Below are 15,535 nucleotides of genomic sequence, written 5' to 3' on the forward strand. Positions count from 1 at the left end.
GCCGGGGCGTCAACGGCCGATCAGGCCGCCGCGCGCGCCGCATGCTCCGCGAGGATCGCGGCCCACAGGGTGGAGACCTCGCCGAGGCCGTCCTCGAAGGCCTGGCGCTCGGCCTTGAGCCGGGCCGCCTCGATGGCGTCCTCGCTGCCCCAGATGTTGGAGCGCTGGTCGCCGGTCGCCGTGGTCTCGCCCGTGCCGTAGATGAAGCCGGTGCGCACATCGACGATCATGAAGGCGCAGGTGGCGACCACCACCGCCTTCTTGGTCGGCAGGAAGCCGAGGGCGATGGTCTGCAGCGGCCCGACATCCGTGGTGTCGGTGCGGAAGCGGGTGTCGATCGTATAGACGAGCATGACATCCGCCTTCAGCTGGGCCGCGGCGGCGCGCAGGTCGCGGGTGTTGCGCAGCTGGGCCGGAAGGAGCAGCCGGCTGACCGGGGCGACGGCGGCGACCTGGGGCATGCGGGCGAGGCGCGCGAGGCTCTCGTCGCTCTCGATGTCCCGCGTCGTCACGATGGCGAAGGCGCCGGAGCCGTAGGCGCTGTTGTTGGAGTAGCTGCGGTAGCCCGCGGACGCGACCCGGATTACGGCCATGCGGGCCGGGAATGTGACGGCGGCCTCGCGCTGGAAGGCGGCGCTGATGTCCTTGTCGCCTTCGGAGATGGCCCCCAGGGAGACGCCGGCGCCGGGCGTGGTGTAGGTCGAGCCGCAGCCGGCGAGCATGGTGGCCAGGCACGCGGCCAGGATCAGTCTCTTCATCGCTTCCTCCCTCGAACGGGCCGAAGCTGCGCAGTGAGTGGGGCCGAATAGTGACGCTCGGCGAGGTTGGCCTCGCACGGCGTTGACGAAGCGAAGGCGGCGGGAGCTTCCCCAAGAGGGGGACCATCGACATGCACCATCGCCTTGCGCGCGCAGTAGCGACGGCCGTCATCGGCCTGGCCGGCGCGGCCTCGGCCCAGACGCTGCCGCACCGGGACGATCCGACTTGGGAGCCGATCGGCGCCGACGGGGCCCGGTACGCCATCCTGCCAGCCCTGACGTCTCAGGCGCACGCCACCGTCTTGCTGACCCTGAAGGCGACCGTCGCCCCGGCCTCGGACGGAACGCCCAATACGGTGGTGGCGCGCGTCACAGTGGACTGCGAGCGGTCGGAGATTGGCGTGGTAACGTCGGAATTCTACAACGAGACCCAGCGCTTCCTGCGCACAGTCGAGGGGCCGGAGCATCCGCCCCTCAAGCCCGCCACGGAACCGGGCCAGCTGCTGGTCGTCCGGCACATGTGCGCCGCCGAGTGAGCGGACCGTACCGACCTAGCGGCGCTCCCTCATCCGCAGGGTCCCCACAAGCCAAGTGTCTGGGCGGGAAAATAGAAGAAGTCCGCGGACTGACCTGTCCGCGCGAGCCCCGGCAGCCCTTCCGCCCTCGCCACGGCGATCAGATCCTCCTTGCCGAGCGGGTCCCAGTACAGGCCCTGCATGCCGTACCGCGAGAAGACGTAGACCACATTCGGACGCGCAGAGTTGCCGAGCAGGAACATCGGGCTGTTCGGAAGGTCGGCGTCGAGGCGGGCGCGAACTTCCGGCCCCTCTTCGACACGGAGGACCTCAGTCTTCAGCTCGCCTTCCCCGAAGGCGCCCTGCGCGTAGCCGTTGCACAGGCGCGGCGTCGTCAGCCTGAGCATGCCGCCGTCGAGACATTTGTTGTCGCTGTCGGAGCAATCCCGGATGGCGAACGTCTGGCCGGCGCGGCCGCGGCCGGCCTCCAGATCGATGGCGATCGAGCCCCAGACGTAGACCCGCGGCGAGCCGTCCGGGACTTGCGCCGCCGAGACAGCTGGCATGGCGAACAGCGCGGCGGCTACCGCGAGAGCCTGGATTAAACGACAAACCATCATTGAGGCGCACTTCCGTAGGGTATCGAAGAGCCAGAATAGGACTGGGCCACCACGCCGCCGGTCATCGTAGCGAGCCCCTGACCAAATGCAGTGGCTCGCTGCTGATCCAGAATGGCCGCTGAGCTAGTCGGCCAAGCTGCGGCAGCCTGCGCTGGGGTCATATTGTTCGGTGGTCCAAGTTGGGCGGTGTACCAGCCTTGAAATCGTGCTGTCGTCTCCACCCTCAGTGCAGCATGTCCGAGTTCATGATAGAGAATAGTCGTGGCGCTGCCCGCGTCAGTGAGGTTGGCACTGCCAAAATAACCGGACACCATCGATGGCCAAATCGTAATGGTTGTTCGCGGCCCATTGATGTCCGTTTCGCCTGCCGCGCCGCGCGGATTGGTGCCTCCCATCAAGACCAGGTCCACCGTTTGCATCAGAGAGAACCAGTCTCTTGCCGTCACGTCGGCAGTGTCAGGGCCATTTATCAGCGCATCAGGATTTGACATCGCCTGATAAACGGTGGCGATGAGATCATTCTTTACGGTGTCGACCGCCGCCTTTTGCTTAGGGTCATTTAGATTCACCGATGTATCAACCCTAACATGCTGATTGACCCCAACTTGGGCACCGCCAGCAATCCCCATTTGCTGTGAGTAGTACATGTTTACTTGAATGGCTATCTGACCGTAGTCAGGAACACTCGGATTCTGCTGACTGCGCAGGTCTGCCTCAAATGCTGCCGCCTTCACTCTGACCGCTTCGACGACCACGTCGGGCAGAGTGGGAACCGGAGGGGGAGGAGTTGTTTGAGTGCTGGCGGCCGATTGCGATCCCTCGATTGCAACTCTCGCCTCAGGCGATAGATCCAAGACATACGCTGGGTTTGAATCAGCTTGACCTTTGGCTTCCGAAGGCACTTTGGCTGCTAGGGGATTGGAAATACTCGACGCTGTTCCGCTCAAGGCTCGGACGTCCATATGATCCCCCGGATGGACTAGATTTAAACTCGGTTAGCTTCTTGAACGCTGTCTCCCCATCTGACCGAGCGACTTGGACTCGCTAGACGGGAGCTGAGGAGCCTAGACACAGAATGCGGATTCGCACAACCTCAGCGAGAGCCACTGTCTAGCTCTGTCCGCCCGTGCGTCTCGACCCACCGCTGCGTCATGAAAGCGGCGGTGGCGTAGGCCTCCTGAAACTCGACGCTCCAGTAGGTCAGCAGGTCCAGCGAGATGAGCTTGCCCGAGACGGCGCAGACGACGTGATCGCCGGGCTGGAGGATTTCGATGTCCGGCGTGGCGTAGCGGACGACGGCGGCGCGCCGGGGCGTGGGCGGCGGGTTCACCAGGGCAGCTCCCGACCGTTCCAGCCGACGAAGCGATGCCCGCCTGAGCCGGCCTGGGCCTCGATCTGGTCGGCGATGCCGCGGGCGCTGGTGGGCACGTCGATAGTGGCGCCCGACCCGCCCATGTCGGTCTGGACCCAGCCCGGATTGACCGACAGCACGGTCAGGCCGCGGGCCTGGCCGGGGCCGATCCAAAGGCTGCGGGCCAGCATGTTCTGGGCGACCTTGGAGGCGCGGTAGACGTCATAGCCGCCCATGGTGTTGTCGGCGATCGAGGCCATGCCGGTCGACATCAGGGCGACCACGCCGGTCTTCTCGCGGATGCGGTCGACCAGGAACCAGGCCAGGCGGGCGGGGCCGAAGGCGTTGGTGTGCATGACCCGGTCAATCTCTTCCGGCAGGGCCTCGAGCATGTCCTTCGGACCCATGACGCCGGCGTTCACGAACAGCAGGTCGAGCGGGCTGTCGATGCGCTCGACCAGGCCCTGGATGTCGGCGTCGCGCGTGACGTCGGCGCGGTAGACGGTCAGGCGGCCGCCCCTGTCCAGCGCGTCGAGGACGGCCTCGCCGTCGCCGTCGCGGACGGTGGCGACCACCGTCCAGCCGCGCGACAGATACTCCTCGACCAGGCCGAGGCCGATGCCGCGCGAGGCTCCCACGATCAGGGCGATCCTAGCTGCATCGGCCATGGCGAGCTCCTTCAGGGTGTCAGGCGGCGCAAGCCTCGAAGCCGCGCTTCAGTTCCGCCTCGTCGAGATCGCGGCCGATGAAGACGGCGCGAGACCAGCGGCGTTCGTTGGCCCCCCAGGGCTTCTGCAGATCGCCCTCGAGGATCATGTGCACGGCCTGGAAGACCAAGCGGCGATCCTCGCCCTGGACGTCGATGATGCCCTTGGCGCGCAGGATGTTCTGGCCCTGCTCGCCGAGCAGCCGGTCCAGCCAGGCGGTGAACTTCTGCCCATCCATCGGCCCGTCGATCGACAGTGAGACGCCCTTGATGTCGTCCTCGTGGGCGTGACCGCGCGCGCCGCCATGGGCGTGCTCGTGCTCGTGGGCGTGGTGATGATGATCATGGTCGTGGCCGTGATGATCATGGCCGCAGTGCTCGTCGTGGACATGGCCTTCCTCGCCGTGGGCGGGGTTGGCGAACTGCGGGTTGATGTCGAGGATCCGCTCGAGGTCGAAGCCGCCGAGGCCCAGCACCTGGTCCAGCGGCACGTCGGCGCGGGTGGCGCGGGTGATGGGGGCCAGCGGATTGAGCTTGCGCAGGCGGCGCTCCACCTCGGCCAGCTCGATGTCCGAAGCCAGGTCGACCTTGTTGAGGATGATGCGGTCGGCGAAGGCGACCTGTTCGCGGGCCTCCTTGGAGTCGTCGAGGCGGGCCATGACGTGCTTGGCGTCGACCAGGGCGGTGACGCTGTCCAGCTCGGTCTTGGCCTTGACGTCCTCGTCGACGAAGAAGGTCTGCGCCACCGGGCCGGGGTCGGCCAGGCCCGTGGTCTCGACGATGATGGCGTCGAAGGCGGGCTTGCCCGGGCGCTGGCGCTTCATCAGGCCGGCGACGACACGGATCAGGTCGCCGCGCACGGTGCAGCAGACGCAGCCGTTGTTCATCTCGAACACGTCCTCGTCGGCGCCGACCACCAGGTCGTTGTCGATGCCGATCTCGCCGAACTCGTTGACGATGACGGCGTAGCGCTTGCCGTGGTCCTCGGTGAGGATGCGGTTGAGCAGGGTGGTCTTGCCGGCGCCGAGGTAGCCGGTGAGGACGGTGACGGGGATCTTGCCGGAAGCGGTATCGGTCATGGCGCTCATCTAGGGGCGGGAGAGGCCGAGCGCCAGACCGGGCTGCGCGTGGGGTTTGGGTCTGGCAGTTCTGGTTCGTCACGAAGGACACCAAGGGAGCACGAAGAACACGAAGGGAGCGGGGGCGCGTCGCGCGAAGCGCCTCAAATCCTTGAGGGGATGGACGCGTGCCGCGTCGTTCGCGGGCGCACGGTCCCTTCGTGTCCTTTGTGAAGCCTTGGTGCCCTTCGTGACGAACCAGCCGACGCCCGCGGCGCGCTCAGCAGTCGGGACAGTCCGGGAGGGCGCCTGCCTCGAGCTGCAGCGTCGTGTGGCCGATCTTGAAGCGGGTGCGGGCGAGGCCTTGCGCCTCTTCCAGCAGGGCGCCGGCGTCGGGGCGGTCGTGGACCAGGTGGGCGGTCAGGGCGGTTTCGGTGGTCGACAGGCCCCAGACGTGCAGGTCGTGCACGGCGCTGACGCCCGGCAGGGCCAGGAAGGCGGTGCGGATGGCGTCGACGTCGACGCCGCGCGGGGCCGCGTCCAGGGCCAGGTTGACCGAGTCCTTGAGCAGGCCCCAGGTGCCGATCAGGATCACTGCCACGATGACCAGGCTGACCAGCGGGTCGATGATCGACCAGCCGGTGAACAGGATCACCGCCCCGGCGATGACCACGCCGATGGAGACGGCGGCGTCGGCCAGCATGTGCAGATAGGCCCCGCGGGCGTTCAGGTCCGAGTGCTGGTCGCGCATGAACAGCAGGGCGGTGCCCAGGTTGATGACGAAGCCGACGCCGGCGACGATCATGACCGTGGCCGAGTGGACCTCGGCGTCGCTGTTGAGGCGGCGGACGGCCTCCAGGGCGATGGCCCCGCAGGCGAAGATCAGCAGGATGGCGTTGGCCAGGGCGGCCAGGACGGTGGCCTTGCCGAAGCCGTAGGTGTGGTGCGTCCCGCCGCTGCGCCGGGCCAGCCAGGCCGCTCCACCGGCCATGGCCAGGCCGAGCACGTCGGACAGGTTGTGGCCCGCATCGGCCAGCAGGGCGGTCGAGCCGCTCCACAGGCCGGCGCCGACCTCGACGCCGACGAAGGCGAGATTGACCAGCAGACCGACGGCGTAGCGCCAGTCGCCGGTGTCGACCGGACCGTGGTGGTGATGGCCGTGGGCGTGCGAGTGGTCGTGCCCGTGGTCATGACCATGGTCGTCATGATCGGGGTGATCATGGCCGTCGTGGCCGTGCGGATGCCCGTGGTCGTGCGCCATGTCCCCTCCTAGGCCCCGCGCGGCGAGGGGTCAACGCCGCCGCGAACTAAGTCTTTGATTGTTAATATATAACCTATCAGCCTAGTGCTGATTGAGGACCACCAGCACGCCGACGGCGATCAGGGCCAGGCCGAGCACGGCGCCCTCGTAGCGGGCCCAGCGCTCCAGGCGCAGCACCGACCAGCCGGCCCGCGCCAGCAGGGTGAACACGGCCATGCCGGCGATGGTGCCGACGGCGAAGATCAGGGTCAGCAGCGCCAGCATGCCGGCGCCGGCCTCGGCCTGGGTCAGGTAGAAGGGCAGCAGCACCTCGCCCGGCGACAAGGCCATCATCGCGACAAGCCCGCCGAAGGCGGCGGCGTGGGACACCGAGGGCTCGGCCAGATCGAGCTGGGGCCCGCCGGCCAACTGGGGCCCGCGGATCAGGGCGCGGACCAGATAGAAGCCGCCGAACAGGAAGAGGAAGACCGCCGACAGGTGCGGCAGGATGCCGGCGATCCACTGGTCGAGCGCCAGCCCGGCCAGAACGATCAGGCCGCCGACGAAGGCGGTGGCGGCGATGTGGGCGAGGCCGGCGGCGACCACGGCCGCCATGACGCGGGCCAGGCTCCAGCGCTGGGCGCGGCCGACGAGGACGAAGGGCAGCCAGTGGGTCGGCAGGGCGGCGTGCAGGAAGGCTGTCGCCAGGCCACCTCCGAGCACGGAAAGCAGGATCGGTTGCTGAAGGTCGGGCGGGGCCATCGCCCGACCCTGTAGCGTGTTACTTTATAACAGTCGAGAGGTTTGTTGCGCGTCAGGCCGGCAGAGGGGCGAACCAGAGCGTGATGACGGCAAGACATCCGACGACCAGGCCGAGGCGCGCCGCCCAGACGGGGATCCAGAGAAGGCCGAGGTTGCTGTACTGGTGGCCGAACAGGCCGCGCAGATGGTCGGACGCGTTCGTCGGCGTCCAGAGGATGATCGGGAAGGCGAAGCCGCTGATGCCAGAACGGGCGGCGATGACCCCCGCATTGAAGTGCATCACCACGATCGCAGCCCAGTAGACGAAGACGCAGATCGCCGCGACGGCTAGGCCGATCGTAAACATAGCGGGCCCTACTCCGACTCGGTGAACTCCAGCGGCGTGCCGGGGGCCGGCAGGCAGCTGCGGTCGACCGGCTTGGACGGATCGCGCAGGAAGTCGCGGGCCATCTTCTGGGTGCAGACGCTGGCGCCGATGACGCCGTGGGTGGCGTTGGTGACGATGACCACCTGGCTGTTCGAATAGCCCTTGGCGGCGGCCTCGGTCAGCGGCGGCGGGCAGCCCGGGTCGATCTCGGCGGCGACGAACAGGGTCGGGATGTCCGTCGTCACCGGCTGGTTCTCGATCGGATCGGCCGGGCCGGAGTCGACCGCCTTGCAGACATCGAAAAGGCGGTTGAGCGAAGGGACCAGCACCTCGGCCACCGGGTCGCCCTTGGCGCCGGCGGCCACGCGCTCGGCCGACTCGAAGGGCAACTCCTCCTTGCAGATGTAGGCCAGCTGCTGACCCTCGAAATAGTAGGTCCGGTTCTCGGCCACACCGGCCACGGGCGACAGGTCGCCGGCGATGATCTTCTCCAGGTCCGCCGGCAGGCTGGGCACGCCGGTGCGCGAGTAGAGGGTGTCCATCAGGAAGGCCGACAGGTCGTCGACGGTGAAGGTCCGGCCGTCCTTGCCGGTCTGGGGGCCGGCCAGCCACAGGCGGGCGTTCGCCTCGAAGCGGGCCTGCAGGTCAGGGTGGCGGGCGGCGCAGGCCGGCTGGGCCTGGCATTTGGCGAGGAGGATCTTCACCGCGGCGGAGACCTGCTCGGGCGTGCCGACGGCCCAGTTGCCCTCGGGCGGCCAGGGGCTGTCCATGACGGCGACGCGAACGATCTCGGGCGCGTGGGTGATGACGGCGGCCTCGACCCGCGGGCCGTAGGAGCCGCCGTAGAGGTCGATCTTCGGCAGGTTCAGCACCTTGGCCAGGTCGCGCATGTCCTGGGCCACGGCGGCGACGTTGTAGTGGGCGAAGTTCACGCCCTGGTCCTGGAAGCCCTTGAGGCACGCCTTGAGCAGCTCGGCGTCCTCGTCCGAGGGCGGGCCCGCATCGGTGATCTCGGCGCCGGGGCAGTCCATCGACGGACTGGAGAGGCCGCCGCCGCGCTGGTCGAAGAAGATCCAGTCCTGGTCGACGGCCATCAGCAGGTTGGCGTCCGGCTGGGCTTCGAGACGCTGCACGATGCGGCCGACGTTGGAGACCGAGGCGCCGCCCGGGCCGCCGTGGAAGACCACCACCGGCGGCAAGGCCTGGCCGGAAGCGTCCTTGTGGGGGTTGCTGGCGCGGACGATGGCGACGGCGATGTCGATGCGGCGGCTGGACGAGCCGTCGCGCGCTTCGTCGACGGTCAGGGTCCCGCACTCGACCCGGCTCGTGGGCCAGTCGGCCGGACACGCCTTGGCCGTGAAGACCGGTTCGGCGGCGGAGACGGCCGTGGGCGCGGTCACGAAGGCCGCGAGCGCGAGGACCGCGCCGGTCAGAATACGCGTCAGCATGAGGAGCCTTTCCTGGATCGCGATCCGTTCAAGCTCCACGCCGGATTTTCCGCAAGTCCTCGATCAGGGGCGAACCTCGAAGATCAGGTTGAATGGAGTTTCGGCCACACGGCGGAAGCGGGTGAAGCCCGCCTCGGTGCAGACCGACCGGAGCCGCGCCTCGCCCGCCTGGGCCCCGAGGCCGAGGCCGACCTCCTGGCTCAACGAGGCCGGGGTGCAGATCATGGTCGAGGCTGAATAGAAGATGCGGCCGACCGGGTTGTGGTTGTCCTCGGCCCGGTCGTGGGCGAAGGGCTCGACCAGCAGCCAGGTCCCGTCCGGCTTGAGCGCCTGACGGATGTGTGCGGCGGCGCCGACCGGGTCGCCCATGTCGTGCAGGGCGTCGAAGATGCAGGCCAGGTCGAAGCCCTCGCCCTCGAACCCCTTGGCCGAAGCGACCGAGAAATGGGTGTTGGCGGCGACGCCCTCTTCCTCGGCGATCGCCGCGGCGCGCTCGATCGAGGGGCCGTGGTAGTCGAAGCCGAAGAACTCGGACTTGGGGAAGGCCTTGGCCATGATCACGGTCGAGGCCCCGTGGCCGCAGCCGATGTCGGCGACGCGGGCGCCCGTCTTCAGCTTGTCGACGACGCCCTCGAGCGCGGGCAGCCAGGCGTCCACCAGATAGGCGTTGTAGCCGGCGCGGAAGAAACGCTCGGTGCCGCGGAACAGGCATTTGTCGTGCTCGTGCCAGCCGACGCCCTCGCCCGATTTGAAGGCCTCGGTGATGCGCGGCTCGTCGCGGAACAGGGAGGCGACGATCTCGAAGCCGCCGGCCATGAAGGTCGGCTCGCCCTCACGGGCGAAGACCATGGCCTGTTCGTCGTTGAGGCTGTAGGCGCCGCTGGCCGCATCATAGTCGACATAGCCCGAGGCGGCCTGGGCGTTCAGCCATTCGCGGACGTAGCGTTCGCGGGCGCCGGCGCGCTCGGCGAGCTGGGCCGGGGTCTGCGGGCCGCCCTCAGCCAGGGATTTGTAGAGGCCGAGCTTGTCGCCGACGACGACCAGGGCGGCCGAAACCGCGGCCCCGAGGTCGCCGACCATCTTGCCCATGAATTGATCGAGACGCTGCTGATCCATGATCCCTCTCCGACGGCGCGCGTCCGCAGACAGCCGGCGGAGCCCGGCCGGCGGGCAACGCGGAAAAATGGAGGCGCCTGCTTACACCCGACGGGAGAGGCCCGCCATCGGAGGAAGGTCATAGGACCGCCCCCCGACAGCGGAGGCCGTCACATCAGCCAGTCGTCGTCGAAGACAGCTTCGTGATGCACGTTGAGAGCGGCGTGCAGCATTCCGGAGTCGGCAAGGCCGGCGGTAGCCTCGCTGGCCAGGGCGAAGACCGGTCCGTCGAACGCCGGGGCGGCGAAGGGGTCGAACGCGTCCGGAAGGATCTGCGGCAGGTCGAGGTCCTTCGGCAGGAAGAAGCCGTCGTCCATCAGCGGCGATACGGCCGCCGCCATCTCCTTGGCAGACAGGACCGGCGCGCCGGCGCCGCCCAGAACGCTGATCTGATCCGAGAAGCGGAGCTGCTCGATGCCGTCGACGATGTCCACGCCATCTCGACCGGCGACCGTGTCCGTGACGCGGTACTGGCCGCCGCCGAGGCTTTCGATCGTGTACTGCGAGAGCGTGCCCGCGTACTGGGCGGTGTCGTAGCCGTCGCCGCCGTTGAGGGTGTCATTGCCCTGGCCGCCCCTCAGGGTGTCCCGGCCTACGCCGCCGGTGATGACGTTGTTCAGGGCGTTGCCGACGCCGGCGAAGTCGCCGTCATCGTCATACTCGAGGTTCTCGATATTGGCCGCGAGCGCATAGTAGGCGCGGTCCGTCTGGACCGTGTCGGTGCCTTCGCCGGCCAGCTCGTGGATCGTGTCGTTGGCGCTGACCACATAGAAATCGTCGCCCGCGCCGCCGTACAGGGTGTTGGCCGCGCCCGATCCGCCGATCAGGGTGTCGTTGCCGTCACGGCCGATCAGGACGTCGGCCCCTTCGCCGCCGCTGAGGGAATTGGCTCCGGCGTTGCCGATGATCAGGTCGTTGAAGGCCGAGCCCCAGATACGCTCGATCGACGAGAGGGTGTCGACGCCCCCGTCGCCGTCCTGGGCCGTCGACAGGTCGAGGCGGACCACTACGCCGGATGCGGCGTCCTGGTAGTCGACGGTGTCCACGCCGAGGCCGCCCTGCAGCACGTCATTGCCGCCGCGGCCGGTGAGGAAGTCGTCGCCCGCACCGCCGGACAGCCGATTGGCGTTGGCGTCGCCCGCGATCACGTCGTTGCTGGACGAGCCGATCACATTCTCGATGCTGATCAGCGTGTCCGTGCCGAGGAAGCCGGCCGCGATGTTGTTGGCCAGGTTGACGAACACGGCCAGGCCCGTGGCGGCGTAGGAGACGGTGTCGCTGCCGCCCGTGCCGCCGTTCAGGATGTCGTTTCCGAAGCCGCCGACCAGGGTGTCGTCGAACACGCCGCCGACGATGGTGTTGTCCAGGTCGTTGCCGATGCCGGTGAAGGGTCCGGCGCCGGTGAAGTGCAGTTCCTCGACGTTCGCCACCAGCGTCATGTTGTTTCGGCTGGTGAAGATGCGGTCGTGGCCTTGGTTCTCAAGCTCGACCACCGTGTCGTTGGCCTCGACGAAATAGGTGTCGTCGCCCTGACCGCCCTGCAGCTGGTTGGCCGCGCCGGCGCCGCCGACCAGGAGGTCGTCGCCGTCCAGGCCGATCAGGACGTCCGACCCCGCGCCGCCCGACAGGAGATTACCGCCAGCGGCGCCGATCAGGATGTCGTTGTTGGCCGAGCCGATCAGGTTCTCGATGTTGGTGAGCGTGTCGGTGCCGCCCTCGCCGTCGCTGCCGAAGCCGCCGTTCAGGCGGATGTGCACGCCGCCGGTCGAGCCGGAGTAGTCGGCGGTGTCTTCGCCGTCGCCGCCGTCGAGAGCGTCGTTGCCGCCGCCGCCGACCAGGGTGTCCTCGCCGTCGCCGGCGGTCAGGGTGTTATCGCCGCTGTCGCCCTGCACCGAATCGCCCGGGCTGTCCTCGCCGACGATGGTGACCGTGACCGTGGCGGTGTTCCCGTTGGTCAGGGTGTAGGTGAAGGTGTCCGTGGCGGTCAGGTTGGTGCCGCCCGAAGCCGGGCCAGACAGGGCGTTGAAGGCGTCGTTCGGATCGTAGCTGTAGGTGCCGTCGGCGTTGACGGTCAGCAGGGCGCCCGAGGCCAGGGAGATCTGGCTTCCGACCGCGGCGGCCGAACCGTTGACCTCGCTGATCTCGAGGGCCGGGCCGTCGACGTCGGAGTCGTTGCCGAACACGGAGCCGTTGAGCACGACGCTCTCGAGGGTCGAGTCGGAGTCATCCCCCGCCACCGGCGCATCATCTGCGGCCACGACGGTGATGGTCGCGGTCTCATTGACCGCGCTGGTGTTGACGCCGCCGTTCGCGGTGCCGCCGTTGTCGGTGATCGAAACGACGGTGATCTGGCGGTCCCCGGCCGTCGGATTGTCGCCGGTGACCTGATACGACATCCCGTTGAGGACCTGCTCCAGGTGGGAGGTCGAGGTCATCCCGACGATGGTCAGGATCAGTTCCCCCGGCAGGGCGCCGGCGGTGATCTGGTACATGACGGCGCCGCCCGGCGCCGGCTGGATGTCCGGGCTGCCGGGGATCAGGAGCATGGGTACGCCGGAAAGGACGATGCTCTCGTTCGCCCCGTCGACCACGCCGGTGATGCTCAGTCGCACCGACAGTTCCTGGCCCGACTCGATGTTCGCGGCGCTCAGGCCGGAGAACAGGTCAACCGCGGCGTCGCCTTCGGTGAAGGTCGCGGTGGCGGCCGTGAGGCTGAGCGTCGGAGCGTCGTTGACGTTGGCGATGGCCGCGGTGCCGGCGCTGGTCGCCGATTCCACCGTGCCGCCGGCGTCGGTGTAGTAGATCACCACGCGGACCACGCCGCCGACGTCGGCGTCGCCGAGGGTGTAGGTGGCCTGGTCAGACCCGACGTTGACGTAGCCCGCGCCGGTGTCGCGCTGCCACTGGTAGTGCAGCGTCCCGAGACCGTCTGCGTCCGCGATGGTGGAGACGGCGGTCAGGACCTGGTCTTCGGTCGCCGTACCGGTGATCGAGGCGCCGCCGGTGTGCGGGTCGTTGACCCCGGCGATGGCCGCCGTTCCGGCGCTGGTCGCCGATTCCGCGAACCCCTGGCCGTCGGTGTAGCTGATGACCACGCGGACCACGCCCCCCACGTCGGCGTCGCCGAGGGTGTAGGTCGCTTGGTCGGCCGCTCCGATTGAGACGAAGCCCGCGCCGGTGTCGCGCTGCCAATCGTAGTGAAGGGTCCCGAGACCGTCGGCGTCAGCCAGGGTCGAGACGGCGGTCAGGACCTGGTTCTCGGTCGCCGTGCCGGTGAGCGCGGCGCCGCCGGTGTGCGGGTCGTTGGTGGCTGCGATGGCCGCCGTGGATGCGCTGGTCGCCGATTCCACCGTGCCGCCGGCGTCGGTGTAGTAGATCACCGTGCGGATTACGCCGCCGACGTCGGCGTCGCCGAGCGTGTAGGTCGCTTGGTCGGACCCGACGTTGACGAAGCCGCCGCCGGTGTCGCGCTGCCACTGATAGTGCAGGGTCCCCAGGCCATCGGGATCGGCGATGGTCGAGACGGCGGTGAGGACCTGGTTCTCGGTCGCCGTGCCGGTGATCGAGGCGCCGCCGGTGTGGGGGTCGTTGGCGGCGGAAAGGGTTACAGTGGTGGTCTGGGTCGCGCTGGTTCCGCCCGCTCCGTCGGTGAGGACGGTCGTGATGGTGCGCGTCGCCGAGGTCGGCGCGTCGGAGGTGTTGTTGTACTGCAGCGCCCGGACCAGGGCCTGGGTCGCGGCGGGAGTGGCGTCGGCGTCAAGGGTGATGGTCAGAGCGGCGCCGGCGGTCCCGCCGGTGAAGGTGGCGATCTGGACGCCCTGATAGCTGATGTTTGCGCCCGAGACGCTGATCTGACCCGCGCCCGTGCCGATGTTGGCGACGCTGAGCACGTCCTGGGCGGCGACGCCGTTGGCGGTGATCGTAACGGTCAAGGCGCCGCCGTTGAAGTTCGCCTGTTCGGCGTCGGCGACGGTCGCATTCTGGCCCATGTCGAGCCGCACGGCGCCCGACACGTTCTCCGTGAAGCCGGCCGTGTCGCCGTTCAGGTTGGTGAAGGTCGGGGCGGTGTTCGCCGCCGCCGTGGTGAAGTTCAGCGTGATGGCGTCGCTGATGCCCGCGAAGATCGAGCCGTCGGCGTCGGCGAAGATGCCGTCGTCGGTGAGAACGTAATAGTTGGTCAGGCCCGCGAGGGTCACCGACGGATCAATTGTCCAGGTCGTGCCCGAGCCCGTGACCTGGGCCGAACCGACGCTGATCGTCTCGATCAGGGTCCCGTCGCCGCGATAGATGTAGATGTTGCCCGAGCCCTTCACGACGGACTCGTCGAAGGTCAGGACGATGTTGGCGCCGACGGCGACGCCCGTGCCGTTGTCGGACGGGGTCGAACTGACGATCTCGGGCGGCTTGCCGTTGGCCAGGTAAAACTCGCCCTGGGTGCTGTTGAGCACGCCCAGAACGTCGTGGTCGCCGTCGCCGTCAACGTCGCCGGCGATGAAATTCGACCCATTGTGGTTGACCAGGGTCACGCCGGCGAAGGGCGACGACGCCTGCGACAGGATGGTCATCGTGCCGTCGCCGTTGGAGCGGGCGTACTGCCAGGCCGAGCCGTCGCCGGCGGTCTGGTAGAGAATGTCGGCGTCGCCGTCGGAATCGAAGTCGCCGACGACAATGCGCGTGATCGCGGCCGGAGCCGGGAAGGTGGCCGAAGACTGGCTCGAGAACGTCCCGCCGTCATTGCGGAAATAGGCGCCGGTGGTGCTCGCCTGGGTGTTCCAAAGGTCGAGGTCGCCGTCGCCGTCGAAGTCGGCGGCGACGTGCGTGCCGCCGCTGTTGTCCAGCAGCGTCACGCCGGCGAAGGGCGAGGCGGCTTGGGCCAGCAGGGTGTAAGTCCCGTCGCCGTTGGACTGGGCGTACTGGAAGGCCGTGCCGTTGCCCACCGTCTGGTAGAGCATGTCGGCGTCGCCATCGCCGTCGAAATCAGCCATGACCACGCGGGACGAGGCGCCCGGCTGCGGGTACGTGGCCGACGACTGGGAGGTGAACGTCCCGTTGTCGTTGCGGAAATAGCTGCCCGTGCCCGCACCGGTCGATTGGCCGGCCCACAGATCCATGTCGCCGTCGCCGTCGATGTCGCCGACGTGGAAATTGCCGCCGTTGTGGTCCGGAATGGTCAGGCCCGCGAAGGGCGAGGAGCCCAGGGCCAGAATGGTGTAGGTGCCGTCGCCGTTCGAGCGGGCGTACTGGAAGGCCGTGCCGTTGGCGCCGGTCTGGTACAGGATGTCCAGATCACCGTCGCTGTCAGCGTCGATGAAGCTCATCCGGCCGCCGGCGGCGGGCTGCGGAAAGGTGGCGGTGGATTGTTCGCTGAAAGTGACCGGCATGCTGCTTCCCCTGCCATCGCGCGCGGCGACAGGGGCCGGCACGGGCGCGCCCCTCCGGACGCCCTACCCGCTTACCTAAACCTTAAAGGCGCGCAAAATTCAACCTGACAGGCCCTGAGGAGGATTCTGCGCCCATACCGCGAATCGAGAAGACCCGGGTTACGCGTATCTACG

Annotated in this window: 13 protein-coding genes; 1 reads left to right on the forward strand and 12 read right to left on the reverse strand. The window is 68.3% G+C overall.

The annotated features are described in order from the left end of the window. Positions 1-20: 20 nt before the first annotated feature. Positions 21-758 (reverse strand): hypothetical protein, encoded by a 738-nt coding sequence (locus tag ASC65_RS10410; protein ID WP_056452402.1) that lies wholly within the window; start codon positions 756-758, stop codon positions 21-23. A 131-nt stretch (positions 759-889) separates the two neighbouring features. Here ASC65_RS10410 and ASC65_RS10415 point away from each other — a divergent pair, with 131 nt between their 5' ends. Beyond that, the gene (locus tag ASC65_RS10415; RefSeq protein ID WP_056452405.1) at positions 890-1,294 is read left to right on the forward strand and encodes a hypothetical protein; all 405 of its coding nucleotides are present in this window, start codon (positions 890-892) and stop codon (positions 1,292-1,294) included. Positions 1,295-1,323: 29 nt separating this feature from the next. On the opposite strand, the gene ASC65_RS10420 is transcribed toward ASC65_RS10415, so the two are convergent. From ASC65_RS10420 to ASC65_RS10465, 11 genes are all read right to left on the reverse strand, one after another. Beyond that, on the reverse strand, positions 1,324-1,839 hold the full coding sequence (locus ASC65_RS10420) for a hypothetical protein (protein WP_156459618.1): 516 nt from the start codon (positions 1,837-1,839) through the stop codon (positions 1,324-1,326). Between the two features lie 50 nt (positions 1,840-1,889). Beyond that, positions 1,890-2,855, reverse strand: coding sequence for a hypothetical protein (locus tag ASC65_RS17150; RefSeq protein ID WP_156459619.1), 966 nt, complete (start codon positions 2,853-2,855; stop codon positions 1,890-1,892). 131 nt (positions 2,856-2,986) lie between these two features. Beyond that, positions 2,987-3,223 carry a DUF2093 domain-containing protein gene (locus tag ASC65_RS10425; RefSeq protein WP_082525983.1) on the reverse strand — a complete coding sequence of 79 codons (237 nt, stop codon included), beginning with the start codon at positions 3,221-3,223 and terminating at the stop codon, positions 2,987-2,989. Further along, positions 3,220-3,912, reverse strand: a complete 693-nt coding sequence (locus ASC65_RS10430) for an SDR family NAD(P)-dependent oxidoreductase (RefSeq protein ID WP_056452410.1) — start codon at positions 3,910-3,912, stop codon at positions 3,220-3,222. The genes ASC65_RS10425 and ASC65_RS10430 overlap by 4 nt, the downstream gene beginning before the upstream one ends. A gap of 19 nt (positions 3,913-3,931) precedes the next feature. Beyond that, a complete protein-coding gene (locus ASC65_RS10435; RefSeq protein ID WP_056452413.1) occupies positions 3,932-5,029 on the reverse strand; it encodes a CobW family GTP-binding protein in 1,098 nt (365 codons plus the stop codon). 259 nt (positions 5,030-5,288) lie between these two features. Further along, a complete protein-coding gene (locus tag ASC65_RS10440; RefSeq protein ID WP_056452416.1) occupies positions 5,289-6,269 on the reverse strand; it encodes a cation diffusion facilitator family transporter in 981 nt (326 codons plus the stop codon). A gap of 81 nt (positions 6,270-6,350) precedes the next feature. Next, a complete protein-coding gene (locus ASC65_RS10445) occupies positions 6,351-7,010 on the reverse strand; it encodes a hypothetical protein (protein WP_056452419.1) in 660 nt (219 codons plus the stop codon). 52 nt (positions 7,011-7,062) lie between these two features. Next, positions 7,063-7,356, reverse strand: a complete 294-nt coding sequence (locus ASC65_RS10450; protein ID WP_056452420.1) for a hypothetical protein — start codon at positions 7,354-7,356, stop codon at positions 7,063-7,065. Positions 7,357-7,364: 8 nt separating this feature from the next. Then, a complete protein-coding gene (locus tag ASC65_RS10455; protein WP_056452422.1) occupies positions 7,365-8,825 on the reverse strand; it encodes an alpha/beta hydrolase in 1,461 nt (486 codons plus the stop codon). 63 nt (positions 8,826-8,888) lie between these two features. Then, the gene (locus tag ASC65_RS10460; RefSeq protein ID WP_056452424.1) at positions 8,889-9,941 is read right to left on the reverse strand and encodes a class I SAM-dependent methyltransferase; all 1,053 of its coding nucleotides are present in this window, start codon (positions 9,939-9,941) and stop codon (positions 8,889-8,891) included. Between the two features lie 149 nt (positions 9,942-10,090). Next, on the reverse strand, positions 10,091-15,361 hold the full coding sequence (locus ASC65_RS10465; RefSeq protein ID WP_056452430.1) for a beta strand repeat-containing protein: 5,271 nt from the start codon (positions 15,359-15,361) through the stop codon (positions 10,091-10,093). Between the last annotated feature and the right edge of the window lie 174 nt (positions 15,362-15,535).

The organism is Brevundimonas sp. Root1279 (assembly GCF_001425945.1).
Taxonomy (GTDB): Bacteria; Pseudomonadota; Alphaproteobacteria; order Caulobacterales; family Caulobacteraceae; genus Brevundimonas.

Coding starts and splice junctions, on each gene's coding strand:
- ASC65_RS10415 (WP_056452405.1), top strand. CDS start 890: ATGCACCATCGCCTTGCGCGCGCAGTAGCGACGGCCGTCATCGGCCTG.
- ASC65_RS10455 (WP_056452422.1), bottom strand. CDS start 8,825: ATGCTGACGCGTATTCTGACCGGCGCGGTCCTCGCGCTCGCGGCCTTC.
- ASC65_RS10420 (WP_156459618.1), bottom strand. CDS start 1,839: ATGCCAGCTGTCTCGGCGGCGCAAGTCCCGGACGGCTCGCCGCGGGTC.
- ASC65_RS10440 (WP_056452416.1), bottom strand. CDS start 6,269: ATGGCGCACGACCACGGGCATCCGCACGGCCACGACGGCCATGATCAC.
- ASC65_RS10465 (WP_056452430.1), bottom strand. CDS start 15,361: ATGCCGGTCACTTTCAGCGAACAATCCACCGCCACCTTTCCGCAGCCC.
- ASC65_RS10435 (WP_056452413.1), bottom strand. CDS start 5,029: ATGACCGATACCGCTTCCGGCAAGATCCCCGTCACCGTCCTCACCGGC.
- ASC65_RS10445 (WP_056452419.1), bottom strand. CDS start 7,010: ATGGCCCCGCCCGACCTTCAGCAACCGATCCTGCTTTCCGTGCTCGGA.
- ASC65_RS10450 (WP_056452420.1), bottom strand. CDS start 7,356: ATGTTTACGATCGGCCTAGCCGTCGCGGCGATCTGCGTCTTCGTCTAC.
- ASC65_RS10460 (WP_056452424.1), bottom strand. CDS start 9,941: ATGGATCAGCAGCGTCTCGATCAATTCATGGGCAAGATGGTCGGCGAC.
- ASC65_RS10410 (WP_056452402.1), bottom strand. CDS start 758: ATGAAGAGACTGATCCTGGCCGCGTGCCTGGCCACCATGCTCGCCGGC.
- ASC65_RS17150 (WP_156459619.1), bottom strand. CDS start 2,855: ATGGACGTCCGAGCCTTGAGCGGAACAGCGTCGAGTATTTCCAATCCC.
- ASC65_RS10430 (WP_056452410.1), bottom strand. CDS start 3,912: ATGGCCGATGCAGCTAGGATCGCCCTGATCGTGGGAGCCTCGCGCGGC.